This is a genomic window from Mycobacterium toneyamaense (assembly GCF_055384815.1).
Window position 1 is genome coordinate 3,331,151 of record NZ_AP040333.1, and the last position, 25,883, is coordinate 3,357,033.

The window sequence follows — 25,883 nt, forward strand, 5'->3', positions numbered from 1 at the left end:
ACGGTTTCACGCCTGAGCCGTGGCGACCGCCGGTTCCTCTTCTGCCGCACCGAAAATCGCGATCGCGACCGCCCCGGCGACCGCGGTGGCGAAAGCGACCCCGACCAGCCATCCGAGTCCCGGCTTCGCCACATCGCCCAGCAACAGGACGCCGACCACGCCGGGAATCACCGTCTCCCCCATGACGAGTGCGGCGGCCACGCCGTTCACCGAACCGATCTGCAGTGCGACGGTGAACAGGTAGAAGCCACCGCCGCCGGCGACCACCACCGCCCACGCCGCCGGGTCGGAGAGCAACGCATGCCATTCGAACGGGTCGAGCCCGTGGGTGATCCGGACCGCGACCGCCATGGCGCCGTACAGGATGCCGGCGATCAGCCCGGCCGGCACCGCGGCCTTCTTGCCGAGCACCCGAACGAGCACCACCCCGAAGACGAAGATGAGCGCCGATGCCGCCAGCACGCTCCAGTGCATGTGCCGGCCCGGCACCTCGGTGCCGAGTTCACCGGCGCTGAAGCCCAGAATGCACAGTGCCACAAGGACTGTCGCGATCGCGGCCCAGTCCCGCGGGCGCAGGCGCACGCCGAGCACCAGCACGCTCAGGACGGCGGTCACCGCGAGGTTGGCACTCATGATGGTCTGCGACAGGAACAGTGGGATCAGCCGCGCCGACACCAGGCTGCCGAGGAAGCCCAGCCCGTCCAGCAGCATGCCGGCGAGGAACAGCGGCGCCAGGATCGCCGTCACTGTCGACCGGAACGTCGGTGCGGTGTCGGCAGCTTCGCCGTCGCGACGGGCCGCGCGGGACTGCAGCACCGATGCCGTGCCATAGCTGAAGCAGGCAACGAGGGCGGCGAGGATGCCGATCAGCATGGTGCGGCTCCGGCTCCGGCGAACCGAGAATTGGCGGGCATCGGCCAATTGTAGGAAGCGGGCCGGCGCGGTCGCCTTCCTGCGCCGGCCGCACGACGCCAAACCGGGACCTACCACTTACGTCAGGCACAGCTGATCCACAACCTGCTGCCGTTCCATGGTCGGACAGTCCGCCACGAACGGAGACGATCGATCATGAAACACACCAAGATGATTGCCGGCCTGGCGATCGCCGGCAGCTTCGGCGCCGGCCTGGTGACGCTGGGCACCGGCGTCGCGAGCGCCGACTGGGGTCCACCGCCACCCCCGCCCGGGCCCGGCTGGGGACCACCGCCGCCGGACCACCACTGGGGCCCGCCGCCACCGGCATGGGGACCGCCGCCACCACCTGCTTGGGGACCGCCGCCGCCGCCCGGAAACCCGCCGGGCACCTGGAACGGAGGCTGGGAACCGGATGGCGGGGTGTGCCTGTTCGGCGCCTGCATCTGAGCAGGGCACCCGGAAACCGAAAGCCACCGCCTAAGGCGGGCACAGGCCATACATAGCTTGACTAACGAGAATGACTACAGACCGAGAAACAGCGAGCGCCGCAACGTTGTTGCAGCAATCGATTGAGTCGAGGAATGGAGTAGATCATGAAATCGATAAAATTCATTGTTGGTTTGGCTGTCGCGAGCGGCGTTGCCGCCGGAGCCGTCGGGCTGGGTGCGGGTACCGCGAGTGCGGATACCGGCATGGCGCCGGTCCCGGCGCGCTGGGGTCACGGCCCGGGCTGGAACGGCCCGGGACCCGGACCCGGCTGGGGTCCGCCGCCCCCGCCGGCCTGGGGCTGGAACCCGCCGGGCACGTGGAACGGCGGCTGGGAGCCTGACGGCGGATTCTGCATCTTCGGCGCCTGCATCTAGCTCAGACTGCTTGCGGACGCGGCGCGGGCAGCTCCAGCAGGAGCCTCGCGCCGCCGAGCGGACTCTGCGTCAAAGACGCTGTGCCACCATGCAGTTCGGCCTGTTGGGCAACCAGTGCCAGACCGAGACCCGAACCCGAATGTGACGCGGTGGACCCGCGTGCGAACCGGTGGAACACCGCGTCACGTTCGTGTTCCGGTACGCCGGTGCCATTGTCGTCGATGGCGATCTGCACGCCGTCGTGCGAGCTGACGGCCGACAGCTGCACCCGGGTCGCACCACCGTGTTTGACGGCGTTGGCGATCGCGTTGTCGACAACCAGCCGGAGCCCGACGGGCAGGCCCAGCATCAGCACCGTCGGGGACGGTACGAGGGCGACGTTGAGGTCGGGATAGACCCGTACCGCGTCGTGGGCGGCCCGGTCGAGCAGCTCGGTGATGTCGACGGGCACGAGATCGTCGGCCGTGGTGAGCTCGCCCTGGGCGAGCCGTTCCAGCGCCGTCAGCGTCGCCTCGATCCGGCTCTGTGTGCGCATGACGTCGCCGATCACCTCGGCACGCTGCTCCGCCTCGAGATCGAGCGTGGACAGTACCTCGAGGTTCGTCCGCATCGCGGTCAGCGGGGTGCGCAATTCGTGTGATGCCACCGAGGCGAAGTCGCGGGCCGACTCCAGCGCGGCCTTGGTACGTGCCTGTTCCTCGCCGATGCGGGCCAACATGCCCTCGACCGCCTCGGCGATCTCCACGGCCTCCGAGACGCCCCGCACGTGGACCTCTTCGGGCTTCGACTGGGAGTTGATCTGCCGGGCCTGCTGAGCGAGCTTGCGGAACGGGTTGATCATCACGAACCACATCGAGCCGCCGACCACGAACGTGCCGAGAATGACGCCGCTACAGATGGCCAGGATGCGGATGTGCAGGTTACGGATCTGGCGCTGCGCCTCGGCCAGCGGTGCGCCGAGCGCGATCGACGCCGAACCCGTGGTGACGGTGCGGACCCGGTACTCGACGCCGTTGATCGTGGTGTTGGCATACCCGGCCTCGAACTGCGGCAGCACGATCTCCGGCGGCATCGAGACCGTGGCGGCGCCGATGCGGACGGTCTGCACCAGTGAGCCCTCGGATTGCGGCGTGCCGGTGGGCGTCTGCCGGGCGATGCTCAGCAGGGTGTTGACGTCGGGCAGGCTGCTCAGCGAGTCCAGCCGCCGATCGAGCTGGCTGTACTGGTCGTTGGTGACGCCGATCCACACCCAGGTTCCGATGATCAGCACCGTCGCGACCACCGACAACGCCGCGACGACGACGATGGCTCGCAACGACAAAGCCGGTATCGGTAATCGCAGCTGCACCAAGTCATCATGCCCGATACGAAAAAGCGGACGGGGCGCGTGCCCCTGGCACACACCCCGTCCGTCGAAGAGCTGGTGTTACTTGGCGGCGGCCAGCGCTGCGTCGTAGTCCGGTTCCTGGGCGATCTCGGGCACCAGTTCGGTGTACACGACATTGCCGTCGGCGCCGATCACCACGATGGCGCGGGCGAGCAGGCCGGCCATCGGGCCGTCGGCGATGGTGACGCCGTAGTCCTCACCGAAGCTGTCCCGGAACGCCGACGCGGTGGTGACGTTCTCGATGCCCTCGGCACCGCAGAAACGCTTCTGGGCGAACGGCAGGTCCTTGGACACGTTCACGACGGTGGCGCCGTCGGCGGCGGCCCGCTCGTTGAAGGTCCGCACGCTGGTGGCACACACCGGGGTGTCGACCGACGGAAAGATGTTGAACACCACGGACTTACCGCTGAACTGGTCCTTGGTCACCGGAGCCAGGTCAGCGCCGGTCAGGGCGAACGCCGGGGCCGCGGACCCGACAGCGGGCAGCTCGCCGACGGTGTTGATGGGGTTTCCACGCAGGGTTATCTGTGCCATACCCGACAGTCTGTCAAGACTGCGTCACGCGCGCAGCGCTGGGGTGCTGCTGTGCCCGCTCTGCCTCGGATCGCAGTCAACATGTGGCTGAGATCCGAGGCGTAGACGGTTATCCACAGCCGGCCAACCCGGGGTCTGGCGCCGGCCCGCGCACTGCCGCGAAGATCGACGACGTGGATGACAAGGGCCTAGCCGCCGACGCGGAGATTGCCGCGGTTCTCGGCCGTCAGGCAGGCGTCATTTCGCGGCGACAGGTGCTCGGCGCCGGCAGGCACGACGCCTACATCCGGCGCATGCTGCGGCGCAACGAATGGGCTCGCATGCACGACGGCGTGTACGTCGACCACACCGGATCGCCGAGTTGGCAGCAACGCGCCTGGGCTGCAGTGCTTTACGCCGCGCCGGCGGCGCTGTGTCTGGAGTCGGCGATGCAGCACGAAGGCCCGGTCGTCCACGTCGCGGTCGACCGGAACCGGACCGCGCTGGTCGAGCCCGACGGTGTTCGCATCCATCACGTTGCCCACCTGGACCAGCGGGTGCTGTGGCACGTGGGACCACCGCGGCTGCGCTACGAGGAGGCCGCACTGGATGTCGCCTGCCGGGCCGCAGAATTCGATGCGATCGCCATCCTGGCAGACGCCTGCCAGTCCCGACGGACCACAGCACAGCGACTGCTGGCAGTACTCGAGAGCCGACGGCGCGTGCCTCGCCGACGCTGGCTGCGGGCGATTCTGCTCGACATCTCAGAAGGCACGTGTTCGGTCCTCGAACAGCGCTACCTCGATCGCGTGGAGCGGGCGCACGGGTTACCCCGAGGCAGTCGTCAGAACAGGTCTTCGTCGTCGTCCGGTGTTCGATACCGCGACGTCGAGTACGGGAAACGGCTGGTGGTAGAGCTCGACGGCAGGCTGTTCCACGACTCGGCGACCGCCCGGAACAACGACATCGAACGCGATCTGGATGCCGCGGTCGACGGCCGGTGGACGGTCCGACTCAGTTATCAGCAGGTATTCGACCGGCCATGTCAGACCGCAACGAAGATCGCACAGGTTCTGCGACAGCGTGAGATCCCCGTGCGCGGTCATCCGTGCGGACCGGGATGCGGATATCCCGCCGCCGATATCGCCGCTTGACCAGAATCCGTGCGCTTACGCCTCGGATCACAGTCAGTAGGTGACTGCGATCCGAGGCGCTATCGGGTGGTCGCAGCCGCTACTGCCACTCGATGATGCGGCTCAGGTACGGGTCCATGCCGTTGGTGCGCACCGGGCCCACAGTGACGGAGGGCTCGGTGCCCTCGATCATCTGGCCGTTGCCCACGAACAGGGCGACGCTCTGCGAGCCGGCCGGGCCGTAGAACAGCAGGTCGCCCGGCAGGGCCTGGTCCGCGGTGATCTTCCGGCCGACCTTGTACTGCTCACCCGACGACCGCGGCAGCTTGATGCCGACGCCGGCGAACGCGTACTGAACGAGGCCGGACGCATCGAAGCCCGGCGTGGTCGGCGCCGGCGTGATGGCGCTCGCGGTCGGCGATTGGCCGAACAGACCCGACAGGCCCGGGATGAGCGTGTTGGTCTGCGGCGCCGCCGCCGGCTGCGCGACACCCATCGGCTGCAGGCCGACCTGCGGAGCCGGCTGAGCCACCGGCGCAGCCGCGGTCGTGACGCTGGCCGGCGGCAGGCTGGGGCCGTTGGCGTTGCCACCGCCGTAGACGAACGGCACCCCGCGCTGCGACAGCGCGCGCCGGATGACGAAGTCGATGGCCTGTCGGTGGGTACCACCGGTCCAGGTGGTGTCGGCCGACGCGAGGGGCGCCGACACCAGCGGAGCCGCCACCGCCATGGGCGCCGCCAGCAGTGCCGCGCTCGCCACCGTCACAATGATCCGCCGCATCTCGGCCACCTCTCGTCGTGCGCCACCGGCACACGACGCTGCGTGGTCTACGCAGGGGTCGCGGCCCCGGTGGTCCCTCTCGTCACAAATTTCACTAACGTCACTTTTACCCCACGCGCGCGTCTTATCCCACATAAATGCAGGTCAGCGCGCGATCTTTATCGAAAATGTGATCGAAAGGTGATCCACGGTGACCGATTTCAGCGCTGGCGGTGACCCGGGCCACTCCCGGTCGAAGGAGCCGGACGGCACCTCTAGGCTTGCGCCATGGCAGCGATCCTGACGGTGAATCTGGCGGTCCCCCGACCGAGCCCCGACAAGGATCAGCTGAGCACCGGAATCGACAAGCGCCCGACGTCCGAGCCGGTGCCCGTGCGAGCCCCCGGCCCCATGCACGGCGGTCTCGGCAGCGGTCTGGTCGGCGACACCATCGGCGACCAGCAGTTCCACGGCGGTGACGACCAGGCGGTGTACGCCTACGCCCGTGAAGACCTCGACGACTGGCAGGTCCGCCTCGACCGCGAGCTGGCCAACGGCTCGTTCGGCGAGAACCTCACCACCGCGGGGCTCGAGGTGAACGACGCCGTCATCGGCGAACGCTGGCAGATCGGAGACGGCGGCCCGCTCCTGGAAGTGAGCCGGCCCCGCATCCCGTGCCGCACCTTCGCCGAGTGGCTCGAAATCCGCGGCTGGGTCAAGACTTTCACCGCCCAGGCGCTGCCCGGCGCCTACCTGCGCGTCGTGACGCCCGGGGTGCTGCGGGCCGGGGCATCGATCACGGTGGTCTCGCGTCCGCCGCACGACGTCACTGTCGCGATGGTGTTCCGCGCCCTGACCCTCGAACCGGAGCTACTGCCGCGGCTGCTTCCGGCCGACGCGTTGCCGGACGCCATCAAGGACCGCGTCCACCAGCGGGCTAGCCAGCACTAATCGCGCAGCACGACGGCCGCCGCGAGTCCGGCGACGACCTGCAGCCCCACGATGACGGCGGCCACCGCCGACCACCCGGCGGTGTCGAAGGCGATCCCGCCGACCCAGCCGATGACGCTCGAACCCGCGTAGTACGCCAGGTTGTACAGCGAGCCGGCCTGCGCCTTGCCCACGGTGGCCAACTGGCCGGTCCAACCCGAGGCGGTGGCATGCGCGCCGAAGAACCCCGCGGTGGCGACCAGCAGGCCGGCAAGGACCGCGATCACGTTGTGGCTCAGGGTGATCACCACACCCAGACCCATCACCGCGACGCTGCCCAGCAGGACCGGGCGCCGGCCGTACCGGCTGGCCGCGGCCCCGGCCCACGCCGACGCCCAGGTGCCCGCCAGATAGGCCACGAACACCAGGCTGACGACGGTCTGCGGAAGGCCGAACGGCGCCGCGCTCAACCGGAAGCCGAGGAAGTTGTACATCGCGACGAACCCGCCCATGAGCAGGAAGCCCTGCAGATACAGCACCAGTTGCCTGGGGTTGCGCAGGTTGGCCGCCAATCGGTGCGCCAGGGAGCCCTCGGTCTCCTCGTCGGCCGGGACGAATCCGCGAGGTTCGGGGGCCAGTCGCATGAAGCCGACAGCTGCCGCGCTGCAGAGCAATCCGACGACGAACATGGCCCACCGCCAGTCGGTGAATTCGGCCACCGGGGCGGCCACCAGCCGGCCGAGCAATCCGCCGATCGTGGTGCCGGCGACGTAGGTACCCGCGGCCCGCGCGGCATGGCCGGCTTCGATCTCCTCGGTCAGGTAGGCCACCGCGATGGCCGGCACTCCCCCGAGTGCCAGGCCTTCGGCGAATCGTCCGGCCAGCAACAGCTGGAATGTCGGCGCGAACGGCACCAGCAGCGCCAAACCCGTTGCCACACAGACCGAGTAGGACATCGCGCGCACCCGGCCGATGCGGTCGGCGAGCGTCGACCAGCCGATGACCCCCAGCGCCAGGCCGATCGTCGACGCCGACACCATGAGCGCCGAGGCCGCGGCACCGGTATTCAGGCTGCGGGCGATGAGCGGCAGGACCGCCTGCGGCGAATACAGCTGCGCGAACGTCGCCACGCCGGCGCAGAACAGCGCGCCGAGCAGCCTGCGGTAGTCGGTGGAACCGCGCACATGGCCGGTCCAGACGGGCGCTTCAACAGTCACGAACGCAGGCTAGGAACCACCCCGTTCATGTGTCCAATACATTAGTTTGAGTTGTTTCATACGTTTTGTGCATCAGATGCGGTGGTGCTGACCAGGTCGGCGAATCGCGCTGCAGCAGGCGACAATTCGCGACCCTTGACCCACGCCATGCCGATCTCGCGCTTGACCCTGGTGTCGGACAATGGGATGTAGATCACCGAGGGATCACCCCGGCCGGGCCGCGGCACCGGCACCACGGCGACGCCGAATCCCGCCGCGACCAAACCTTCCATCGTCGGGATCTCCATGGCTTCGAACGCGATTTCCGGCGTGATGCCGCTCTCGGCCCACACCTGATCCGTCAGCTGGCGCAGCCCGAAATCCGCCCCGAGCGCGATGAAGGTCTCCTCGGCCACCTCGCTCAGGCGTACGCGGGCACGGCCCACCAGCCGGTGGTCGGCGGGCACGGCCAAGCACAACCGTTCGACATACAGAACCCGCCAGACGCATGGCACCTGCGTCGGCCGCGGGGACGTGATCGCGACGTCGGCCTGCCCGGTGCGCAGCCGCTCCGCGATGTCGTGCGCCGCGCCCTGGAACAGCTCGAAGCGCACCGCCGGAGCCCGTACCCGGAACTGCCGAAGCACCTCCGGCACAAACCAATTCGCGGTCGAATGCAGAAAAGCCAACCGGACCAGGCCGCTGTCCGGATCCAGCAACGCCGCGATCCGGCTCTGTGCCGCATCCATCTCGGCAATGCCGCGACGCGCATGTTCGAGCATGATCCGCCCGTACCCGTTCAGCCGCAGCCGCCGGCCGGTGCGGTCGAAAAGCGGTGTGCCCACTTCGTTTTCCAGCCGGGCCAGGGCCCGCGACAGCGTCGGCTGTGCGACACCCAATTCGGCGGCGGCAGCGGTGACGTGCTCGGTCTCGGCCAGGACGACGAACCAGCGGAGTTCATCGAGGAGCACGAAAAGCACAGTACCCCGTGAGCCCGAGGGCCCACGGGGTACTGAATCAGGTTCCGGCTAGATGTCGAACCGGTCGGCGTTCATCACCTTGGTCCACGCCGCGACGAAGTCCTTGACGAACTTCTCCTTGTTGTCGTCCTCCGCGTAGACCTCGGCCAGTGCCCGCAGCTGCGAGTTCGAGCCGAACAGCAGGTCGACCCGGCTGGCGGTCCACTTCGGCGCGCCGCTGCTGCGGTCGGTGCCGACGTAGGTGCCGTCATCGGCCGGCGACGGGGCCCACTTGGTGGACATGTCGAGCAGGTTGACGAAGAAGTCGTTCGTCAGCTTGCCCTTGTCGGCCGTCAGCACACCGAGGTCCGAACCGCCGTGGTTGGCACCCAGTGCGCGCAGACCACCGATGAGCACGGTCAGCTCCGGCGCCGTCAGCCCCAGCAGATTGGCGCGGTCGATCAGCCGGTACTCGGACGGCAGGGTGTCGCCCTTGCCGACGAAGTTCCGGAAACCGTCGCCCTTCGGCTCCAGGTAGGCGAACGACTCGACGTCGGTCTGATCCTGGCTGGCGTCGCCGCGACCCGAGGTGAACGGCACCGCGACGTCGAAACCGGCGTCCTTGATGGCCTTTTCGAGGCCGACGACACCGCCGAGGACCACCAGGTCGGCGAACGACACACCGGTCGGCGACGCCTGCTGGATCTCCTCGAGCTTCCGGATCACCTGCGCCAGTTCGTCAGGCTCGTTGACCTCCCAGCCGAGCTGCGGCTGCAGCCGGATGCGGCCACCGTTGGCGCCACCGCGCATGTCGCTGGAGCGGAACGAGGCCGCCGCCTTCCACGCGGTGTTGACCAGCTGCTGCACCGACAGGCCCGACTCGGCGATGGCGGTCTTGAGCGAGGCGACGTCGGCCTCGGACAGCGTCTTGCCGGCCGGGGTGATGTCCTGCCACAGCCACGTCTGCTTCGGCACCAGCGGGCCGAGGTAGCGCACCACCGGACCCATGTCGCGGTGCAATAGCTTGAACCACGCCTTGGCGAACTCCTCGGCCAGCTCCTCCGGGTGGTCGAGCCAGCGGCGGGTGATCTCGCCGTAGATCGGATCGAAGCGCATCGACAGGTCGGTGGTCAGCATCGACGGGTGGGTCTTGCCGGTGCCCTGTGCCATGGGCACCGAGTTGGCCCAGCCGCCGTCCTTGGGCTTCCACTGGTTGGCACCCTGCGGGCTCTTGGTCAGCTCCCACTCGTTGCCGTAGAGGATCTCCAGGAACGAGTTGTCCCACTTGGTCGGGGTGTGGGTCCAGGTCACCTCGAGACCGCTGCTGACGGCCTCGTTGCCGACGCCGGGGTTGGCCCAGCCCAGGCCCATCTGCTCCAGCGGGGCGGCCTCGGGCTCCACGCCGTTCTCGATGTCGGTGGCACCGTGGGTCTTGCCGAAGGTGTGGCCACCGACGATGAGGGCGGCGGTCTCGACGTCGTTCATCGCCATGCGGCCGAAGGTCTCACGGATGTCGATGGCCGCGGCCAGGTAATCCGGATTGCCTTCGGGGCCTTCGGGATTGACGTAGATCAGACCCATGTGGCTGGCGGCCAGCGGGTTCTCCAGCTTGGTGCGGTCGGTACCGGCGTAGCGGTCCTGCGAACCCAGCCACTCGTGCTCGGAACCCCAGTAGATGTCCTCCTCGGGCTCCCAGTAATCCGGGCGACCGAAAGCGAAACCGGCGGTCTTGAAGCCCATGTGCTCCATGGCGCGATTGCCCGCGTAGACGATGAGGTCCGACCAGGAGATGTTCTTGCCGTACTTCTTCTTCAGCGGCCACAGCAGACGACGCGCCTTGTCCAGGCTGACGTTGTCGGGCCAGCTGTTGAGCGGGGCGAAGCGCTGCATGCCCCGGCCGCCGCCGCCGCGGCCGTCCTCGACGCGGTAGGTGCCGGCGGCGTGCCACGACATGCGGACGAACAGCGGACCGTAGTGGCCGAAGTCGGCGGGCCACCATTCCTGCGAGTTGGTCAGCAGCTCGTCGAAGTCGCGCTGGAAGGCCTCGAAGTCGAGGTTCTTGACGGCCTCGCGGTAGTCGTAATCCTCGTCCGTGGGATCGATGGCCGGCGGGTTCTTCTGCAAAATCTTGAGGTTGACGGCGTTGGGCCACCAGTCCCGGTTGCTACCACCCTCGACAGGCGGCTTGATGCGCATCGGGCAACCGCTTTCGGCAGGCTCGGTCTGTGCTTCTCCGATCGGAGGGTGAGTTTCCTCAGGCACTGCACTTCCTTTCGAGGGTGGTGAATTGTGTTGCGATCACGGATGTGATCGTGAAGTTGTGGCTGCCGCGCAGTCGGGGCACACACCCCAGTAGATGACCTCGGCCTCGTCGACGACGAAACCGTCGAGCACGCCGTGAGTGTCCGACGGGGTCAGGCAGGGCGCTTCGCCGGTGGCACAGTCGATGTCGGCGATGGCGCCGCACGAACGGCACACGACGTGGTGGTGGTTGTCGCCGACGCGGGTCTCGTACCGGGCCACCGAACCCGAGGGCTGGATACGGCGGATGAGCCCCGCGGTGGTGAGTGCGGCCAGCACGTCGTAGACCGCCTGACGGGAGACGTCGGGCAGGATCGCGCGGACCGCGTCGAAGACGCTTTCGGTGTCGGCATGCGGACGTCCCGCCACCACCTCCAGGACTGCGAGGCGGGGCCGTGTCACACGGAGATCTGCGGAACGCAGCTGCTCCGTGTAGTCGGTCGTCACGTGTTCACTTCTACGCGCTTTTTTGGACTGAGTCAAGACTTTGGCGTGATGTGTGTCACGCGAATTCGCTGAGGGAAACCGGCGACGATGCCATTCGCAGAGGTCAAAGCCGTTGTTCCGCAGACACTTTAGGCGACCCGCCGCGCGCCCGCAGGAAATTCACCCGAACCGGCGAATCGCCGCGTTCAGTTCGCGGGGCGATTCAGCATCCGAGGCTGAACGTATGCACAGAGTTTGCCGACGGCCGCCGAATCCGCGCGGCGCGATTGTTAATCTGCTGCATATGCGACGCAGCGTGACAGGCCATCCGGTTCGCCGGCCGGCTGACGCGGGAGACCACCGGGTACCCGCATGACCGCTGGCGGACAGAATCACTATTACTGGCTCACCTCGCTGCTCGCCGTCCGCGGCCTGCAGACCCGAACCTGCCGCGTGATCGCCGCGCTCAACGCGGTGCTCGGCATGGTTCCCGTGGTGCTGATGCTCAGCCCCGCGGGCCCCCATGGCCCGGTACGCCAGGCGATCGCCGTCGCGGTCGGCGCGTGCGCACTCGGCGTCGGCGCCGTCTGGCTGCGCCATTCCTGGCCCTCGCAGCGGTTCTCGGCGATCTCGGTGACGCTCGGCGCGATCCCGATGAGCGCGGCCTGCCTGATCATGACGGACCCGATGCTCGGGCTGCTGGCCACCAGCGCGTTCATCTTCTCCAGCGGTTATGTGGCCTTCCTGCACCGCCCCAGCGTGCTGGCCGGTCCCTGGGTGCTCGGCGGGCTCACGCTGGGATACCTGGGCGTCCGCGTCGGGTCGGAAGACCCCGCGCTGGCGGCGTGCGCCGTCCTGATCATCGCGCTGCTCAACGTCTTCGTGTTCTTCACGTGCCGCGTCGCGATCGGGCTCAGCTCGACCGACATCCACCACAGCGAGATCGAACCGCTGACCGGGCTGCTCAACACCGACGGGCTGTACTCGCGCGCCGCGAACCTGCTCGCCGCCCGCAACCGGCAGGACGACCGTCACATGGTGCTCGCCGTCGTCAGCATCGACAGCTTTCCGCTGCTGTCCTCGATGTCCGGCCAACGGCGCGCCAACCGGGCCCGCATCGACGTCAGCCAGGCCCTGCGGGAAACGGTGCGCCGCAACGCCATCGCCGCGCACATCTCCGACAGCGACTTCATCGTCGCGGACACCTTCACCAGTCCCGACGCCTCGCCGCTGATCGACCGCGTGCAGGGCGCCATGAAGTCGACGCCGTCCCGGGTGACCGCGAGCATCGGCGTGGTGTGCACCCCGCTGGCGCCGCTGACGGTGCACCCGCCCGAGATCGTCATCGACGCTCTGCTGGCGGCAGCCGCCGAGGCCATGGAACGCGCCCGCGAGGACGGCGGCAACGACGTCCGCTACGACGTGCGGGACGACCTGCCGATCAACGAGTAGGCAGCTCGGCGCGAATCCGCGGCGCGATGAGGCCCGCCAGGTAGTCGTGTCCGGCGTCGGTCGGGTGGACGCCGTCGGGCGCGATGAGGTCCGGACGGTCGACGAACCACCGCTCGGCGATCGGGTCGACGAACGTGGCACCGGCCATCCCGGCCTGCATGCCGAGCACGTCGCGGATCTGCAGCACCGCCGGCGGTACGTCGGCCGTCGGCCAGGGCGGCCCGATCACCAGCAGCTTGGCACCGGGCGCCGTCGCCCGCGCCTGGGCGAAGGCGTCGTGCGCCATTCCCGACAGCTGCATGAGGTCGGCGCCCTGGTCATTGCGGGAGCCGAAGAACACCACCAGGGCGTCGTCCGGCCGCACGGCGCGCCTGGTCAGGTCCAGGAAGATGCTGCCGTGGTCGCCGCGCACGACGTAACCGGCCCGGCCCTCGGCGGCGACGTCGGCCGTGATCGGGGCACCCCAGGCATCGAGGTTGCGACCGGCCTGCGCGGTCCAGCTCCGGGGGCCCTGGCCGCCGAAGTTGGTGCCGTTGGTGTACGAGTCGCTGATCACCGCGACGCGTTCGGGCATCCCCGGGCGCACGTTCCGGTACGCGTGTGCCGGACCGGGCGCGCTCACCACGGACACCGCACACAGCGCAGCGGTCAGCAACAAGGTGGTCAGATGGCGCACGGGTCTCCCATGATGAGTCGGTACTACGGCGTAGTGCGGTCAGCCTGCGCGTTCGGCGGGCTCTTCGTCGTCAGATATCGCCTGGAGTTTACGTTGTGTTACAACAGCTTTCGAGCCATCTGCCGGCCCGACCATGCGCCGCATCCAGTGCCGCGCCGGCTCTTCGACGTAGTGGAACAGCAGCACGGCACCGGCGAACGAGCCGGCCAGCAGCGCCAGCACGATGAACTTGGTGCCCCAACTCGGCAACATCTCGATTCGGTACTGCGCCGCGGCCCAGTTCCAGCCCTGATGCACGAGTTCGTGGACCATGTACAGGCCGAACGACACCTTGCCGCCGTAGACCATGACGCGGGTCGACAACAATGCGGGCAGGGTGCCGGTGCCGACCGAAAGGGCCACCACCAACGGCAGGAAGAAGACGTCGACGAGGCCGAAGTCGTCACGGATGGTCGGGATCGGATGTGCGTCGAACCAGTACACGAGGCCCACGATGACGGCCAGCAGCACCACCGACAGCACCCCCGCGACCGTGCGGCCCCGGTCGGTCAGGTTCAGCTTGCGGACGGCGGCACACGCCAGGGCGCCTGCGGTGAACTGCAGGACGATGCGCGGCAGCCAGCTCCACGGCGTGTAGAACTCGCCCGTGGCGGCCAGGAACAGCAGCGGCGGCAGCGTAACGGCGAACGCCAGCCACAGCAGGGTCCGCGCGCGGCTCACCCGGGCCACCCGGAACAGCACGATGACCAGCAACCCGAACAGCAGGTACGCCAGCCATTCCGCGCTGATCGACCAGGCCGGGCCGTCCCAGCTGGAGTTGTCGAAGTACGGCACCACCCACAGCTGGACCAGGAACAGCTGACGCAGATAGTTGGGGCCGGTGAGGGTGGCCGCCTCCGGCGACGGGAAGTCGCCGACGTTGAGCGTGAAGATGATCCAGGCCACGGCGAGGTGCATGGTGACCAGGTAGACGGGCCAGACCCGGGCCAGGCGGAGCCACAGGAAATGCAGCGTCGCCCGTGTCGACCACGCCGGCCCCATGCGCTCGAGGTAGTTCCAGGTGAGGACGAATCCGCTGAGGATGAAGAACAGATCGACGCCCTGCGCGCCGCAGTCGAGGATCGGGGCGAGGGCGTCGCTCAGGGGCGGTGACGCCTGCTTCAACAGCGGACGGAAATGGAACAGCACCACCCACACTGCCGCAACGATGCGCAGGCCGGACAGTGCCTTGATTTCACCGCTCGGCACCACACTCATGACGGGAAAAGGGTAACAGCGGCGAAGACCCGGGTCCTGATGGGAAACCTGTGACTTTTCTTGGATGACACTCCCGACCGCGTGATTCCGGGCCGAAATGCATTTCCCCACAGAAAGGCGTGTCCGGTAGTAACTCTGCTCACAGAATCGAATCGAGGAGTGCGGGAGGCTGGAATATCCGGCCGCTCAGGAGCATTCTGTAGACATGCTAATTAGGCGGAAATTCACGACATCGGCGGTCGCCGCGGTGGCCGCCACAGCAGCGATAGTTGCCGCTCCGGCCGCGGCGATGACCCTCTCCGGGAGCATCGGCACGGATCGGACCGTGGTTGCCGACAACGGCTACGGCGGACCCGATGGCCAGGGTGGCGGCGGTGGCTGCGGCGACGGCGCGAACTGGCGGGGCTGCGGTGGCTGGAACCCCGTCACCGGCGGCTTCGGACACGGCTGCTTCAACGGCATCTGTGGCGGCTGGGACGGCACCCGCGGCTGGGGCGGCTGACAACGCATTTGCTCGCGTCGCGAGATAATTGCGTTTTCCCTATTCACGGTGCTGAATAGGAATTTACTCGCGGCGCCAATGGGGTCCGCGGCGCGGTAATTGGATTTACTTCACCCGGGAAATCCCTAAGCTCGCGGCCATGGATCTGCCGAGCCCGCGAGCCGACGCGCCGCATCTGGCCGACGTGGTACCGGCCGTGCTGGCCGCGATGGGTGTCCCCGGGGCCCAACTCGACGGTGTGCACCGGCCCATCGACCTGCCCGGCGGTGTTCGTGGCGCGTGCGTGCTGCTGATCGACGGCCTCGGTGCCCAGCTCCTCGACACCTACGCAGCCGACGCTCCGGTACTGGCCGGGCTTCGCGGCCGGAACCTGCGCGTCGGCTACCCCGCCACCACCGCTGCGGGGCTGGCGGCGGTGGGAACCGGACGGCGCTCCGGCGAACACGGCATGGTCGGCTACTCGTTCCGGATTCCCGACCACGGCGTCGTCAACGCGTTGCGCTGGACGCCGCATCCCTTCGGCGCGGACCTGCGCGACGCGCTGGTTCCCGAGGACGTGCAGCCGCTGCCAACCACGTTCGGCCAAGCGTCGGCCGCCGGTGTCGCGGTGAGCGTCATCTCGGGCGCCGAATTCACCGATTCGGGGCTGACCCGCGCGGTGCTCCGCGGCGGACAGTACGTCGGGGTGCATCGACTCGGCGACCTCGCGGCCCGCGTGCAGCAGGCCGTCGCCGACGGCGGCTTCTGCTACGGCTACCACGCCGATCTGGACATGCTCGGCCATCTGTACGGCGCCGGGTCGACGGCCTGGCGGATGCAGCTGCGGCAGGTGGACCGGCTGGTCGAATCGATCATCGAGGCCCTGCCGGCCGGCGGGCTGCTGGCCGTCGTCGCCGACCACGGCATGGTCAACCTCGACGACGCCGACGTCGTCGACATCGATGCGCGTCCCGAGCTGTTGGACGGCGTCGTCGCCGTCGCCGGTGAGGCCCGGGCGCGGCACGTCTATGTCGCCGAGGGCGCGGCGGACGCGGTCGCCGACGCGTGGCGAGAAACGTTGGGCACGAATGCCTGGGTGCGCACCAAGGAGCAGGCCATCGCCGAGGGGTGGTTCGGCGCGCGGGTCGGTGACGCGGCGCGCAGCCGCATCGGCGATGTCGTGGCAGCGGCCCGGGACAACGCCGGATTGGTACGTAGGACGGTCGAGCCTCTTGAATCTGCCCTCATCGGGCAGCACGGATCGTGGACAGATGCCGAGCAGCTGGTTCCGCTGCTCATCGCTTCCGGTTAGCCGGGACTATTCGGGCTTCAGATGTGCATCGTCGGCGAAAACGAGGGTGCCACTGTCCAGCAGGACGGCCCAGCGGCGCGCCGCGTCGACAATATGGTCGTCGCCGACATCGACCGAATAGCCCGCATGATCGCCGTAGTCCTCCACGATCACACCACGCACGTCTTTGGCGTCGCCACGGTTGACGCGAACCCGCATGTCAACGGCGAACTTGGCGTTCCTACCCATAACCACCCCAGCATTCCCTGGTAACCACCGCAGGTACGGAACCTCGGCCCACCGACCTCTGCCCCGACGTCAGTAGGTACCGAACTTTAGGCCACCGTGACCACAGCGGCAAAGCAAACACCCCTGATTGACAGGTAGATGGTACGTGTCGTACCAACGGGCGTCGGCTACCGTCTTCGCCGTGATCGTGCTGCTGCCGCCCTCGGAGACCAAGCGCCCAGGTGGCGACGGACCGCCCCTGCAGCTCGGCACGCTCGGTGTGCCGGAACTCACGCCGCTGCGCGCAGCGCTGATCGACGAACTCGTCACCCTCGCTGCCGACCCCGAAGCCAGCCGCAAGGCCCTCGCCATCTCCGCCGCGCAGGACGCCGAAATCCAGCGCAACGCCGAACTGCGCAGCGCCCCGACGATGCCGGCCATCGACCGCTACACCGGGGTCTTGTACGACGCTCTGGACATCAGCTCACTGCGCGGCGCCACCGCAACCCGGGCGCGCGCCCGGCTGGCCGTCGGGTCGGCACTCTTCGGCCTGCTGCGCGCCGACGACCCGATTCCGGCGTACCGACTGTCGGCATCATCGAAACTGCCCGCCGGCGGGACACTGGCCAGCCGGTGGAAGCCGGTCCTGGAACCTGTACTGGCCCAGCTGCAACAGCAGGAGCTCATCGTCGACCTGCGCTCCGGCTCATACGAGGCCCTCGGCAAGATCCCCGGCGCGGTGACCGTCGACGTCTACACCGAACACCCCGACGGGCGGCGCACCGTCGTCAGCCACTTCAACAAGGCCCACAAGGGCCGGTTGGCCCGAGCGCTGGCCGGCAGCCGCGCCGAACCGACCGACGCCGCCGCCGTTGCCGCTGTTGCCCGTCGTGCCGGGATGCGCGTCGAACGCGACGGGGCGCAGTTGACGGTGGTGGTCACGGCGTGACGCCGACGGTCTGCGATAATGGTTCGTGAGGGGAGTATTCCTTCGCCACGGTGTCGTCATCACGTTGTCCAATGTCGGGCAGCCGGTGCTGTGGGCCGGCCGCCTGAATCGGGGCGACGGTGGTAGAGACCTAGGTCGTTCACTGACGCCCGGAGGCACCCTCATATGAATGTTTCGACGCTGGAATGGTCCATCACCCTCGGGGTGACAATCGCCGTACTTCTCTTCGACGTGGTGGTGATCGGCCGCCGCCCGCATGAACCCACCACCCGGGAAACCGCCGGATACCTGGCGCTGTACATCGGCCTCGCCGTCGCCTTCGGCATCTGGGTATGGCAGTTCCACGGCGGTCAATACGGCATCGAGTACTTCGCGGGCTGGCTGACCGAGTACAGCCTCTCGATCGACAACCTGTTCATCTTCCTGATCATCATGGCCAGCTTCAAGGTGCCGCGAATCCTGCAGCAGGAGGTGCTGCTGATCGGCATCATCCTGGCGCTGATCTTCCGTGGCATCTTCATTGCCCTTGGCGCCGTGGCCATTTCGAAGTTCTCGTGGATCTTCTACCTGTTCGGCGCGTTCCTGGTGTACACCGCGATCAAGCTGGCCCGCGACACCGAGCACGACGACGACGCCGAGAACTCGATGGTGCGGTTCGCCCGCAAGTACCTCAAGGCCTCGGACCAGTGGGACGGCAGCAAGCTGCACACCGTGGTGAACGGCAAGCGGGTCCTGACCCCGATGATCCTGGTCATCATCGCGCTGGGGACCACCGACCTGCTGTTCGCGCTCGACTCGATCCCGGCGATCTACGGCTTGACCCAGGAGCCGTACCTGGTGTTCACCGCCAACGTGTTCGCGCTGATGGGTCTGCGTCAGCTGTACTTCCTGCTCGGCGACATGCTCAAGCGGCTGGTCTACCTGTCGCAGGGCCTGGCCTTCATCCTCGCGTTCATCGGCGTGAAGCTGGTGCTGCACGCACTGCACGAGAACACGCTGCCGTTCATCAACGGCGGTGAGCCCGTGCACGTGCCGCAGATTCCCACGCTGCTGTCGCTGGCGGTCATCATCGTCACGCTCGTCGTGACGACGGTGGCGAGCCTGTGGAAGACCCGCGTCGACAGCAAGGCCGGCGCCGCCTGACCGCGGCAACCGGTCACGGTTGCCAGATCGCTTGCGCGCCAGCAGGATGCCCTGGTGACCGATCTCGTGGACGATGCCGTCGGGCAGGCGCAACTGGTGGCCAGCGGCGCGGTGAGCAGCGCCGAACTGCTGGAAGCCGCGATCACCCGGCTCGAATCGGCGCGCCGGCTCAACGCCGTGGTCACCGATCTGTTCGACCGCGGCCGCGAACAGGCCCGCCGGCTCGATGAGTCCGGGGTGCTGCGCACCGGCACCGCCGGACCGCTGGCCGGGGTGCCGTTCCTGCTCAAGGACCTCGGGGCGTCGCTGGCCGGCGCCCCGGAGGCCATGGGGTCACGGGCGCTGCGCACCCATGTCGCCGACCAGACCGCCTGGATCGTGCAGCGGTATCTGGACGCCGGGCTGGTGATCTTCGGCAAGACCAACACCCCGGAATGGGGCAACCACTGCACCACCGAGCCGTCCCTGTTCGGGCCGACGGTGAACCCGTGGTCACCGGAGGTCAGCCCAGGCGGCTCGAGCGGCGGGTCCGCCGCCGCCGTCGCGGCCGGCATCGTGCCCGCCGCCTCCGGTGGCGACGGCACCGGCTCGATCCGGGTGCCGGCGTCATGCTGCGGCGTCGTGGGTCTCAAACCGCGCCGCGCCCGGACCTCGTTCGCGCCCGGCGCCGGGCACGGACTGGAGGGGTTGGTCAACGAGCACGCCCTCACCCGCACCGTCCGCGACTGCGCGGCGCTGCTCGATGCCGTCACCGGTGGCGCACCGGGCGACCCGTACTCTGCTCCCCTACCCGACCAGCCGTTCCTCGACGCCATCGCGCAGACCCCGGCGGCGCAGCGCATCGCGATCGCGGTGGATTCGCCGTTCCCGGGGCCGGGCACCGACCCGCAGGTCGCCGCCGCGGTCGAGGCCACCGGCGCGCTGCTGGCGGGCCTGGGCCACCACGTCGAGCCGTCGGCGCCGAGCATCGATCCAGACGCTGTCGCCGACGCCATCGCGGTGCTGCACCGGGTCAGCAACGTCCAACTGCATGAACTGGCCGCGGCGCACCTGGGCCGTCCCCCACGCGAGGACGAATTCGAACCGAGCACCTGGATGATGATCCGCGAGGGATTCGCCACCACCGGCCTGGCCTACGCCGAAGCCATCGCGGCCGTCCACGCCCAGACCCGGCGGTTCGCCGCCGGGATGGCCGGCCACGACGTCCTGCTGGTACCGACGCTGCTGTCCGGACCGCCGCCGTACGGCCTGCTCGATCAGCCCCGCACCGGCACCCGCGAATTCTTCGACGTCGAATTCGCCACCACCGGCTGGACGTCGCTGGCCAACGTGACGGGCTGGGCCGCCATTTCCCTGCCGCTGGGCCGCACCGCGGACGGACTGCCCATCGGCGTCCAGCTGATGGCGCCGGACGAGACCATCCTGCTGCAACTGGCCCGGCAGCTGGAGCAGGCCGCGCCCTGGGCGGACCGCTACCCGCGCCCCTGAGTCCGCCCACCGCGGCGTGCAACAATTCGGCCATGGTCATGTCGATCGATCGCCCGAAACTCGAAGGCAACATCGCCGTCGGAGAAGACCGCCAGATCGGTTTCGCCGAGTTCGGGAACCCGCAGGGACGGGCCGTGTTCTGGCTGCACGGGACGCCCGGCGCGCGCCGGCAGATCCCGACCGAGGCCCGCAGCTTCGCCTCCCGCAACAACATCCGGCTGATCGGCATCGACCGCCCCGGCATCGGTTCCTCGACGCCGCACCAGTACGAGAACGTGCTTGGGTTCACCGAGGACCTGCGGACCATCGCCGACACCCTGGGCATCAACCGGTTCGCGGTGATCGGGCTGTCCGGCGGCGGTCCCTACACGCTGGCCACCGCGGCCGCCATGCCCGACCGGGTGGTGATGGCCGCGGTGCTCGGCGGCGTCGCGCCGCTGATCGGCGAGGACGGCATCAGCAGCGGCCTGATGGAGCTGGCCAAGATCGTGCGGCCGATCATCGAGGTCGCCGACACCCCCATCCGCTGGGTGGCGGGGTCACTCATGAAGGTGATCGCGCCGTTCGGCTCCCCCGCGCTCGACCTGTACGCACGCATCTCCCCCCACGGCGACCGGAACCTGCTGAGCCGCCCCGAGTTCAAGGCGATGTTCCTCGACGACCTGCTCAACGGCAGCCGCAAGCAGCTGGCGGCGCCGTTCGCCGACATCGTCGTGTTCGCCCGCGACTGGGGCTTCCGGCTCGAGGACATCAAGGTGCCGGTGCGCTGGTGGCACGGCGACGCCGACCACATCGTGCCCTACGCCCACGGTCAGCACGCGGTGGCGCGCATTGCCGACGCGGAGATGTTCACGCTGCCGGGCGAGAGCCATCTCGCGGGTCTCGGTGTGCCCGAGGACATCCTGACCAAGATTCTCGAGGTCTGGGACGCCGCCGACCTCGCGGACCAGTAAGGCCCCTCAGACCGTCACCGGCTGACCGCTGAGTACGCGGCGCAGCATGTGCATGGCGACGGTCGTCGACCGCTCCCGGATGTCGGCCCGGTTGCCGGGCAGGTGAATCGTGCGCGTGTGCGTCGCACCGTCGGCCAGCCCGACACTGAAACACACTGTGCCGACCGGCTTTTCGTCGCTGCCGCCACCGGGGCCGGCGATGCCGGTGATGCCGACGGCGACGTCGGCGCCGAACCGCTGCAGTGCACCCGCCGCCATGGCCTCGGCGACCGGTTCGGACACCGCACCGTGGGCCGCGATCAACGCGGGGTCGACGCCGAGCAAGTCCGCCTTGGCTTCGTTCGAGTACGACACCACGCCGCCGGCCAGGTAGGCCGAGGAGCCGGGCCGGTCGGCCAGCCGGGCCGCCAGCAGGCCCGCCGTGCACGACTCGGCCGTCGCGATGGTGCGGCCCGAAAGCAGTTGCGCCACTTGGTCATCGACCAGCGCACCGTCCTCGGAGAAGACGTCGTGCGGATGCCGCTCACGCAGCAGCGCGGCCAGTTGCCGGTAGCTGTCGGTGGCGTCGGGTTCGTAGCGGGTGACGATCTCCAACTCGCCGCGACGCAGGCACGTCGTGATCTCCAGCCCCGCGAAACCGGGCACCAGGGTCTCGGCTTCCCGCAGCGTCTCGGCCAGCCCGGACTCGGGCAGGCCGAACATCCGGATGGTCTCCTGGCGGTAGACGGTGCGGCCGGCGATCGCACGTTGCGCCGTCGCCGTCTCGATGGCCCGGCTCCACATCGGCCGCAGCTCGCGGGGCGGTCCGGGGAGCACGATCACCGTCGGTGCGCCGCCGGCCCGGGTCACCACGACACCCGGCGCCGTGCCGACGGGGTCGAGGATCTCGACGCCGTCGCCCGCCGGCACCAGGGCCTGCTTGCGGTTGGCCGCCCGGACCGCCTCGAAATCGGCGCCCGGGAACCGGCCCATGAAGGACCGCAGGATCTCGGCGATGCGCTCCTCGAGCGCTTCGTCGAGCACCAGCTCGCGGCCGCAGAACTTCGACACCACGGCGACGGTCATGTCGTCGGCCGTCGGCCCCAGGCCGCCGCTGGTGACGATCAGGTCGACACCTTGTGCGGCAAGGAAATTCAGTTGCGCTTCGATGTCCTCGGGCCGGTCACCGCAGATGGTGATGTGGGCCAGCTCGACGCCGAGTTCGAGCAGCCGGTCGGCCAGCCACGGCCCGTTGAGGTCCTGGACCCGGCCGGTGAGAACTTCGGTCCCGGTCACCACGATGCCCGCACGCACGCCCATGGCGATCAGGGTACGGCGCTGCGGGCTCGGTCAGACCGCCAGCCAGGCGCGCACGGTGTCGAGCTCGCGCGTGTACTGCTCCATGATGTCGTCCTGGAACCGCGTGCCGCCGCTGATCGCGTCGTCACCGCGCCAGATCACGCGGACCCGGGACGCGCCACGCAGGTAGACGTCGACGCGGTCGTCCGTGTGCCGCTGCCACCCGCTTGCGGCGGTGCGCTCGGCCAGTGCGGAGCGTTCGTCAGCCATGTGTTTCTCCTTCACGTCGACTCACCATCATGTCCTATGCGCCCGGTCTCGGGACCCGCGGTACCGCGTCGGGCGCCGCGGGCCGGACGTCCGGCTCGGCCAGACCAGGGTCGGTCACCGAGGCCCGCGCGGCCGCCTCCGCCGCGTCCTGAGGTGGCCGGCCACCGGTCACCGGGACCGTCACGGGCGGCGTGTTGTAGCCGCCGACCCGCACCCAGCCGGCGTTCACGCCCGGCTTCGGCACCAGCCCCCGGACATGCGCGGTCTCCCCCGGATACACCGTGACGTAGTTGTCGCTGTACTCGATGGGCAGGATTTCGTCGGCGTCCGGCGCGGTGGTCAGCTCGGCCCGCTCGAAGAACGCGACCTGCTTGGTCGGGTTGCGCAGCGTGATGTCGACGACCTGCTGGCCGTCCCCGTTCACGGTGCCGGCGGCACTGACCTCGAGGCGGGCCTTCGTCATGTAGTTCAGCGGCGTCATGTCGGCCCACGCGGTCTGGTGCAGCTCGAAGGCGACGTCCTTGCGGGGGTCTCCGATGTCGTCCTGCTGCGACTGCCAGTAGTCGTTGTCGGCGATGACCTCGCCGACCGGGTTCACCAGCTCGCACCGGACGAAGAACACCCGGGAATCGGGCACCACCCGCGGCAGCGTCAGTGCCACCGCGGCGGCACCGGACGCCACGTCGTACGGGTCACTGGTGCGGTCGTCGCGCAGGTTCCCGTTGATGTCGTACACCCGCGTGCGCACACGCAGGCCCACCGCGTTCTCCGGGCTCTGGTTGGTGATGCTGACCTTGGCGGTGCTGTGGTCGCCCGTGGCGTACGAATCGAACGTCACCGACAGCGGCTGCAGACCCTTCTTCGCGCCGTAGTACGCACCACCGGGCCGCAGGTAGTAGTCGAAGATGTTGCCGAAGAACGACGGCCAGTGGTTGTTGAGCATCCAGTAGATCGTCATCTTGTGGTCCGCCCAGCCCAGCGCGGCGAACGACTCGAACTGGGCCCGCGTCGCCTCGTAGTGGGCGAGCTGGGCCTTGCGCGTGAATTCCTCAGCGCCGCTGGAAGATCCGTAGCGCTGTACGACGGCGTTGCGGATGCTCGCCAGGGCCTCGTTGCCGGGGTTGGAACCGGCGTGGAAGTACCACATGTCGTTGATCGGCCACAGCTTGTCCGGCGGGATGAACTTCCGCAGGCTCGCGAACGGCGGGATGTGCTCGTTGTCGCCCTGTTCGGCCGACGCGCCGCGGGCGGCGGCGTACTCGCCGTCGAACCAGTACGCGGGCGGCCGCCAGGTGTACGGGCCGGCCATCTGGATGCCGTCCCACAGCCGATTGCCCGACGAATCGGTCGTGTACGACGACACTGTGTCGACGACGGCGTTCTGCCAGTGCAGCTTTCGCAGAATCTCGTGGTACTGCTCGAGGATGTCGGCGGGCGGGTGCCCGTCGCTGGCGTTGGCCCAGACGAACGCCGACGCATGCGATCGCAACATCGTGATCTGCGAGCGCAGGCTGTCCTGCGCCACCCGGTGGTCCTCCTGGCCCCACTGCGGCCACTTCTCCCACTGGTTGCAGCACATCCAGCCCACCATGAGCGGGATGCCCAGTTCGTCGGCCCGTTCGATGAAGCGGGCACCGGGAATCTTCGATTCCATCCGGATCATGTTCAGACCCAGATCCTTGACGTAGCGCAGGATGGCGTTGTCGCGGTCGGGATCGTCGCGGTACAGCAGGTCCGGGGTGTAGGTGGCCCCGCGCGCCAGGAAATCGCGGCCGTTGACCTTGAGATAGAAGTTGCCGCCGGAGCCGAGCTGCGGGAACTCCTCGCTGCCGTCGCGGCCCTGCTCGATGGACCGGATGCCGAAGCGCTGCTTCAGCTCATCGGTGGCCTGTCCGTACTGCAGGAACTGGATACGGAGGTCGTACAGGTCGGGCCGGCCCATTGTGTACGGCCACCACAGGTCCGGGTGGGACAGGCGCAACGCTTCGTAGTCACCGGGACTGAACGTGACGTCGCGGCTCTCCCCCGGCCCGAGCGACACCGGCCGCTCGATGTGGATGTCCGCCTTGCCGGGTCGGGTGATGGTCGCCCGCACGACGCCGTTGACCCGCTGGTCGGAGTAGTTGGTCAAACCCGACCGGACACTCAGCTGGGCGCTGTCGGTGCGCGGCAACGGCAGCTGGCTGTTCACGGTCGCGTCGGTGATCGCCACGTCGCCGGACATCTTCAGGGTGACGGGCTTGAGAATGCCGGCGTTGCGGTCCGCCACGAACGAGTTGCCGTTCGCCGGGTTCTTACCGGGACCCTGATATCCGAGGTAGTTCCAGTTGATCCAGTCGAACCAGCTGTCGGCCAGCTCCACGCCGTCGACGTCCTGCAGCGCGCGCTCCGGGGTGACCTTGACGGCGAGGGTGTTGGCGCGGCCGCGGTCGATCCACTTCGACACGTCCAGGGTGTGGTCGACGTACATGCCCACGATCTGCTTGCTGTCGGCGATCTGATGCCCGTTCAGCCAGATCTCGGCCCGGTAGTTGATGCCGGGAAAGTTGAGCCGGTACGTCGAGTGCCCGGCCGGTGCGACGAACGTGGTGCGGTACCACCAGTCCTGCTTGTACAGGTCCTGCGGCACCTTGGTCAGCAGGTTGTCGCCGTAGTAGAGGTCCGGATAGGTGCCGTCGTCCTGCAGCGCCTGCAGCACCGTGGACGGCATGTGCCGCACCTGGTGCCAGCCGGGACCGGCGGCCGGGAATCCGTCGACGCTGAGCTGCGCTCCGGTGGCCACCATGCCCTGCGCGGAGGACAGCTGCCAGCCCTGCGCGAGCTCCACTTCGGCGGCCGCGCTCATGGGCCTCAGCAGGCGCGGCAGATCACCGGTGCACGCGAACAGCAGCACCAGAGACATGACGGCACCCAGCACTGCACCGCGGCGCAACTCGGTTGATATAGCCCTGCTCCCTCCGAGAACATCAGCATCTGAACGCGCTTCTACAACCGAATGCGCGATGTGGGGGCACCTCATTGTGCCCCGTCAGAC

Annotated in this window: 25 protein-coding genes; 11 read left to right on the forward strand and 14 right to left on the reverse strand. The window is 68.5% G+C overall.

Annotation, left to right across the window (positions count from 1 at the left end; genetic code table 11):
* Positions 1-6 precede the first annotated feature (6 nt).
* A complete protein-coding gene (locus tag ACZ5IQ_RS16075; RefSeq protein WP_212811363.1) occupies positions 7-873 on the reverse strand; it encodes a hypothetical protein in 867 nt (288 codons plus the stop codon).
* A 195-nt stretch (positions 874-1,068) separates the two neighbouring features.
* Between ACZ5IQ_RS16075 and ACZ5IQ_RS16080 the strand changes: the two genes are divergently transcribed.
* Positions 1,069-1,362, forward strand: a complete 294-nt coding sequence (locus ACZ5IQ_RS16080; RefSeq protein WP_212811362.1) for a hypothetical protein — start codon at positions 1,069-1,071, stop codon at positions 1,360-1,362.
* Positions 1,363-1,535: 173 nt separating this feature from the next.
* The gene (locus tag ACZ5IQ_RS16085) at positions 1,536-1,778 is read left to right on the forward strand and encodes a hypothetical protein (protein ID WP_212811361.1); all 243 of its coding nucleotides are present in this window, start codon (positions 1,536-1,538) and stop codon (positions 1,776-1,778) included.
* Between the two features lies 1 nt (position 1,779).
* Here the strand turns inward: ACZ5IQ_RS16085 and ACZ5IQ_RS16090 are convergent, their stop codons facing one another.
* Complete coding sequence (locus tag ACZ5IQ_RS16090; RefSeq protein WP_244872534.1) at positions 1,780-3,126, reverse strand: sensor histidine kinase; 1,347 nt, start codon at positions 3,124-3,126, stop codon at positions 1,780-1,782.
* A 78-nt stretch (positions 3,127-3,204) separates the two neighbouring features.
* Positions 3,205-3,699 carry a thiol peroxidase gene (tpx, locus tag ACZ5IQ_RS16095; protein WP_318984990.1) on the reverse strand — a complete coding sequence of 165 codons (495 nt, stop codon included), beginning with the start codon at positions 3,697-3,699 and terminating at the stop codon, positions 3,205-3,207.
* A 173-nt stretch (positions 3,700-3,872) separates the two neighbouring features.
* On the opposite strand from tpx, the gene ACZ5IQ_RS16100 reads away from it, so the two are divergent.
* Entirely contained in the window at positions 3,873-4,832 is a 960-nt protein-coding gene (locus ACZ5IQ_RS16100; RefSeq protein ID WP_464481476.1) for a type IV toxin-antitoxin system AbiEi family antitoxin domain-containing protein, read from the forward strand.
* 79 nt (positions 4,833-4,911) lie between these two features.
* Here ACZ5IQ_RS16100 and ripD read toward each other — a convergent pair whose 3' ends face one another.
* Positions 4,912-5,592, reverse strand: coding sequence for an NlpC/P60 family peptidoglycan-binding protein RipD (ripD, locus tag ACZ5IQ_RS16105; protein WP_464480024.1), 681 nt, complete (start codon positions 5,590-5,592; stop codon positions 4,912-4,914).
* A gap of 267 nt (positions 5,593-5,859) precedes the next feature.
* Between ripD and ACZ5IQ_RS16110 the strand changes: the two genes are divergently transcribed.
* Positions 5,860-6,522 (forward strand): MOSC domain-containing protein, encoded by a 663-nt coding sequence (locus tag ACZ5IQ_RS16110; RefSeq protein ID WP_464480025.1) that lies wholly within the window; start codon positions 5,860-5,862, stop codon positions 6,520-6,522.
* On the opposite strand, the gene ACZ5IQ_RS16115 is transcribed toward ACZ5IQ_RS16110, so the two are convergent.
* From ACZ5IQ_RS16115 to ACZ5IQ_RS16130, 4 genes are all read right to left on the reverse strand, one after another.
* On the reverse strand, positions 6,519-7,718 hold the full coding sequence (locus tag ACZ5IQ_RS16115; RefSeq protein WP_346416198.1) for an MFS transporter: 1,200 nt from the start codon (positions 7,716-7,718) through the stop codon (positions 6,519-6,521). The two genes, ACZ5IQ_RS16110 and ACZ5IQ_RS16115, sit on opposite strands and share 4 nt — an antisense overlap.
* Before the next feature lie 56 nt (positions 7,719-7,774).
* Positions 7,775-8,668: a LysR family transcriptional regulator gene (locus ACZ5IQ_RS16120; RefSeq protein WP_464480026.1), complete on the reverse strand. Its 894-nt coding sequence runs from the start codon at positions 8,666-8,668 to the stop codon at positions 7,775-7,777.
* 57 nt (positions 8,669-8,725) lie between these two features.
* Positions 8,726-10,852, reverse strand: a complete 2,127-nt coding sequence (gene katG, locus ACZ5IQ_RS16125) for a catalase/peroxidase HPI (protein WP_244872533.1) — start codon at positions 10,850-10,852, stop codon at positions 8,726-8,728.
* Positions 10,853-10,954: 102 nt separating this feature from the next.
* The gene (locus ACZ5IQ_RS16130; protein ID WP_212811353.1) at positions 10,955-11,404 is read right to left on the reverse strand and encodes a Fur family transcriptional regulator; all 450 of its coding nucleotides are present in this window, start codon (positions 11,402-11,404) and stop codon (positions 10,955-10,957) included.
* Positions 11,405-11,755: 351 nt separating this feature from the next.
* On the opposite strand from ACZ5IQ_RS16130, the gene ACZ5IQ_RS16135 reads away from it, so the two are divergent.
* Positions 11,756-12,835: a sensor domain-containing diguanylate cyclase gene (locus ACZ5IQ_RS16135; protein ID WP_464480027.1), complete on the forward strand. Its 1,080-nt coding sequence runs from the start codon at positions 11,756-11,758 to the stop codon at positions 12,833-12,835.
* On the opposite strand, the gene ACZ5IQ_RS16140 is transcribed toward ACZ5IQ_RS16135, so the two are convergent.
* Positions 12,825-13,511 (reverse strand): Rv0518 family GDSL lipase, encoded by a 687-nt coding sequence (locus ACZ5IQ_RS16140; protein WP_464480028.1) that lies wholly within the window; start codon positions 13,509-13,511, stop codon positions 12,825-12,827. The two genes, ACZ5IQ_RS16135 and ACZ5IQ_RS16140, sit on opposite strands and share 11 nt — an antisense overlap.
* A gap of 39 nt (positions 13,512-13,550) precedes the next feature.
* Positions 13,551-14,768, reverse strand: a complete 1,218-nt coding sequence (locus ACZ5IQ_RS16145; RefSeq protein WP_318984984.1) for an acyltransferase family protein — start codon at positions 14,766-14,768, stop codon at positions 13,551-13,553.
* A 205-nt stretch (positions 14,769-14,973) separates the two neighbouring features.
* Here ACZ5IQ_RS16145 and ACZ5IQ_RS16150 point away from each other — a divergent pair, with 205 nt between their 5' ends.
* Both ACZ5IQ_RS16150 and ACZ5IQ_RS16155 read left to right on the forward strand, forming a co-directional pair.
* Positions 14,974-15,270, forward strand: a complete 297-nt coding sequence (locus tag ACZ5IQ_RS16150; protein ID WP_406784259.1) for a hypothetical protein — start codon at positions 14,974-14,976, stop codon at positions 15,268-15,270.
* Positions 15,271-15,409: 139 nt separating this feature from the next.
* Entirely contained in the window at positions 15,410-16,561 is a 1,152-nt protein-coding gene (locus ACZ5IQ_RS16155) for an alkaline phosphatase family protein (RefSeq protein WP_464480029.1), read from the forward strand.
* A gap of 6 nt (positions 16,562-16,567) precedes the next feature.
* Here the strand turns inward: ACZ5IQ_RS16155 and ACZ5IQ_RS16160 are convergent, their stop codons facing one another.
* On the reverse strand, positions 16,568-16,759 hold the full coding sequence (locus tag ACZ5IQ_RS16160; RefSeq protein ID WP_212814802.1) for a hypothetical protein: 192 nt from the start codon (positions 16,757-16,759) through the stop codon (positions 16,568-16,570).
* Positions 16,760-16,970: 211 nt separating this feature from the next.
* On the opposite strand from ACZ5IQ_RS16160, the gene yaaA reads away from it, so the two are divergent.
* The 4 genes from yaaA to ACZ5IQ_RS16180 all read left to right on the forward strand — a co-directional run bounded on the left by yaaA (position 16,971) and on the right by ACZ5IQ_RS16180 (position 21,301).
* Entirely contained in the window at positions 16,971-17,717 is a 747-nt protein-coding gene (gene yaaA, locus ACZ5IQ_RS16165; RefSeq protein WP_212811347.1) for a peroxide stress protein YaaA, read from the forward strand.
* A 165-nt stretch (positions 17,718-17,882) separates the two neighbouring features.
* Positions 17,883-18,860, forward strand: coding sequence for a TerC family protein (locus tag ACZ5IQ_RS16170; protein ID WP_212811346.1), 978 nt, complete (start codon positions 17,883-17,885; stop codon positions 18,858-18,860).
* 54 nt (positions 18,861-18,914) lie between these two features.
* Positions 18,915-20,348 carry an amidase gene (locus ACZ5IQ_RS16175; RefSeq protein WP_464480030.1) on the forward strand — a complete coding sequence of 478 codons (1,434 nt, stop codon included), beginning with the start codon at positions 18,915-18,917 and terminating at the stop codon, positions 20,346-20,348.
* A 32-nt stretch (positions 20,349-20,380) separates the two neighbouring features.
* Entirely contained in the window at positions 20,381-21,301 is a 921-nt protein-coding gene (locus ACZ5IQ_RS16180) for an alpha/beta fold hydrolase (RefSeq protein ID WP_212811344.1), read from the forward strand.
* A 6-nt stretch (positions 21,302-21,307) separates the two neighbouring features.
* On the opposite strand, the gene ACZ5IQ_RS16185 is transcribed toward ACZ5IQ_RS16180, so the two are convergent.
* From ACZ5IQ_RS16185 to ACZ5IQ_RS16195, 3 genes are read right to left on the reverse strand one after another with little or no spacing between them, the layout of a single operon-like run.
* Complete coding sequence (locus tag ACZ5IQ_RS16185; RefSeq protein WP_464480031.1) at positions 21,308-22,600, reverse strand: competence/damage-inducible protein A; 1,293 nt, start codon at positions 22,598-22,600, stop codon at positions 21,308-21,310.
* Positions 22,601-22,630: 30 nt separating this feature from the next.
* On the reverse strand, positions 22,631-22,849 hold the full coding sequence (locus tag ACZ5IQ_RS16190; protein WP_036420352.1) for a hypothetical protein: 219 nt from the start codon (positions 22,847-22,849) through the stop codon (positions 22,631-22,633).
* Between the two features lie 34 nt (positions 22,850-22,883).
* Positions 22,884-25,751 carry a glycoside hydrolase family 2 protein gene (locus ACZ5IQ_RS16195; RefSeq protein ID WP_464480032.1) on the reverse strand — a complete coding sequence of 956 codons (2,868 nt, stop codon included), beginning with the start codon at positions 25,749-25,751 and terminating at the stop codon, positions 22,884-22,886.
* Positions 25,752-25,883 lie beyond the last annotated feature (132 nt).

What these genes read in the sequence shown, in the direction of transcription:
- ACZ5IQ_RS16145 (WP_318984984.1), bottom strand. Translation starts at nt 14,768, where the DNA reads ATGAGTGTGGTGCCGAGCGGTGAAATCAAGGCACTGTCCGGCCTGCGC.
- ACZ5IQ_RS16075 (WP_212811363.1), bottom strand. Translation starts at nt 873, where the DNA reads ATGCTGATCGGCATCCTCGCCGCCCTCGTTGCCTGCTTCAGCTATGGC.
- ACZ5IQ_RS16080 (WP_212811362.1), top strand. Translation starts at nt 1,069, where the DNA reads ATGAAACACACCAAGATGATTGCCGGCCTGGCGATCGCCGGCAGCTTC.
- ACZ5IQ_RS16180 (WP_212811344.1), top strand. Translation starts at nt 20,381, where the DNA reads ATGGTCATGTCGATCGATCGCCCGAAACTCGAAGGCAACATCGCCGTC.
- ACZ5IQ_RS16135 (WP_464480027.1), top strand. Translation starts at nt 11,756, where the DNA reads ATGACCGCTGGCGGACAGAATCACTATTACTGGCTCACCTCGCTGCTC.
- ACZ5IQ_RS16155 (WP_464480029.1), top strand. Translation starts at nt 15,410, where the DNA reads ATGGATCTGCCGAGCCCGCGAGCCGACGCGCCGCATCTGGCCGACGTG.
- ACZ5IQ_RS16150 (WP_406784259.1), top strand. Translation starts at nt 14,974, where the DNA reads ATGCTAATTAGGCGGAAATTCACGACATCGGCGGTCGCCGCGGTGGCC.
- tpx (WP_318984990.1), bottom strand. Translation starts at nt 3,699, where the DNA reads ATGGCACAGATAACCCTGCGTGGAAACCCCATCAACACCGTCGGCGAG.
- ripD (WP_464480024.1), bottom strand. Translation starts at nt 5,592, where the DNA reads ATGCGGCGGATCATTGTGACGGTGGCGAGCGCGGCACTGCTGGCGGCG.
- ACZ5IQ_RS16160 (WP_212814802.1), bottom strand. Translation starts at nt 16,759, where the DNA reads ATGCGGGTTCGCGTCAACCGTGGCGACGCCAAAGACGTGCGTGGTGTG.
- ACZ5IQ_RS16185 (WP_464480031.1), bottom strand. Translation starts at nt 22,600, where the DNA reads ATGGGCGTGCGTGCGGGCATCGTGGTGACCGGGACCGAAGTTCTCACC.
- ACZ5IQ_RS16110 (WP_464480025.1), top strand. Translation starts at nt 5,860, where the DNA reads ATGGCAGCGATCCTGACGGTGAATCTGGCGGTCCCCCGACCGAGCCCC.
- ACZ5IQ_RS16170 (WP_212811346.1), top strand. Translation starts at nt 17,883, where the DNA reads ATGAATGTTTCGACGCTGGAATGGTCCATCACCCTCGGGGTGACAATC.
- ACZ5IQ_RS16195 (WP_464480032.1), bottom strand. Translation starts at nt 25,751, where the DNA reads ATGTCTCTGGTGCTGCTGTTCGCGTGCACCGGTGATCTGCCGCGCCTG.
- katG (WP_244872533.1), bottom strand. Translation starts at nt 10,852, where the DNA reads ATGCGCATCAAGCCGCCTGTCGAGGGTGGTAGCAACCGGGACTGGTGG.
- ACZ5IQ_RS16190 (WP_036420352.1), bottom strand. Translation starts at nt 22,849, where the DNA reads ATGGCTGACGAACGCTCCGCACTGGCCGAGCGCACCGCCGCAAGCGGG.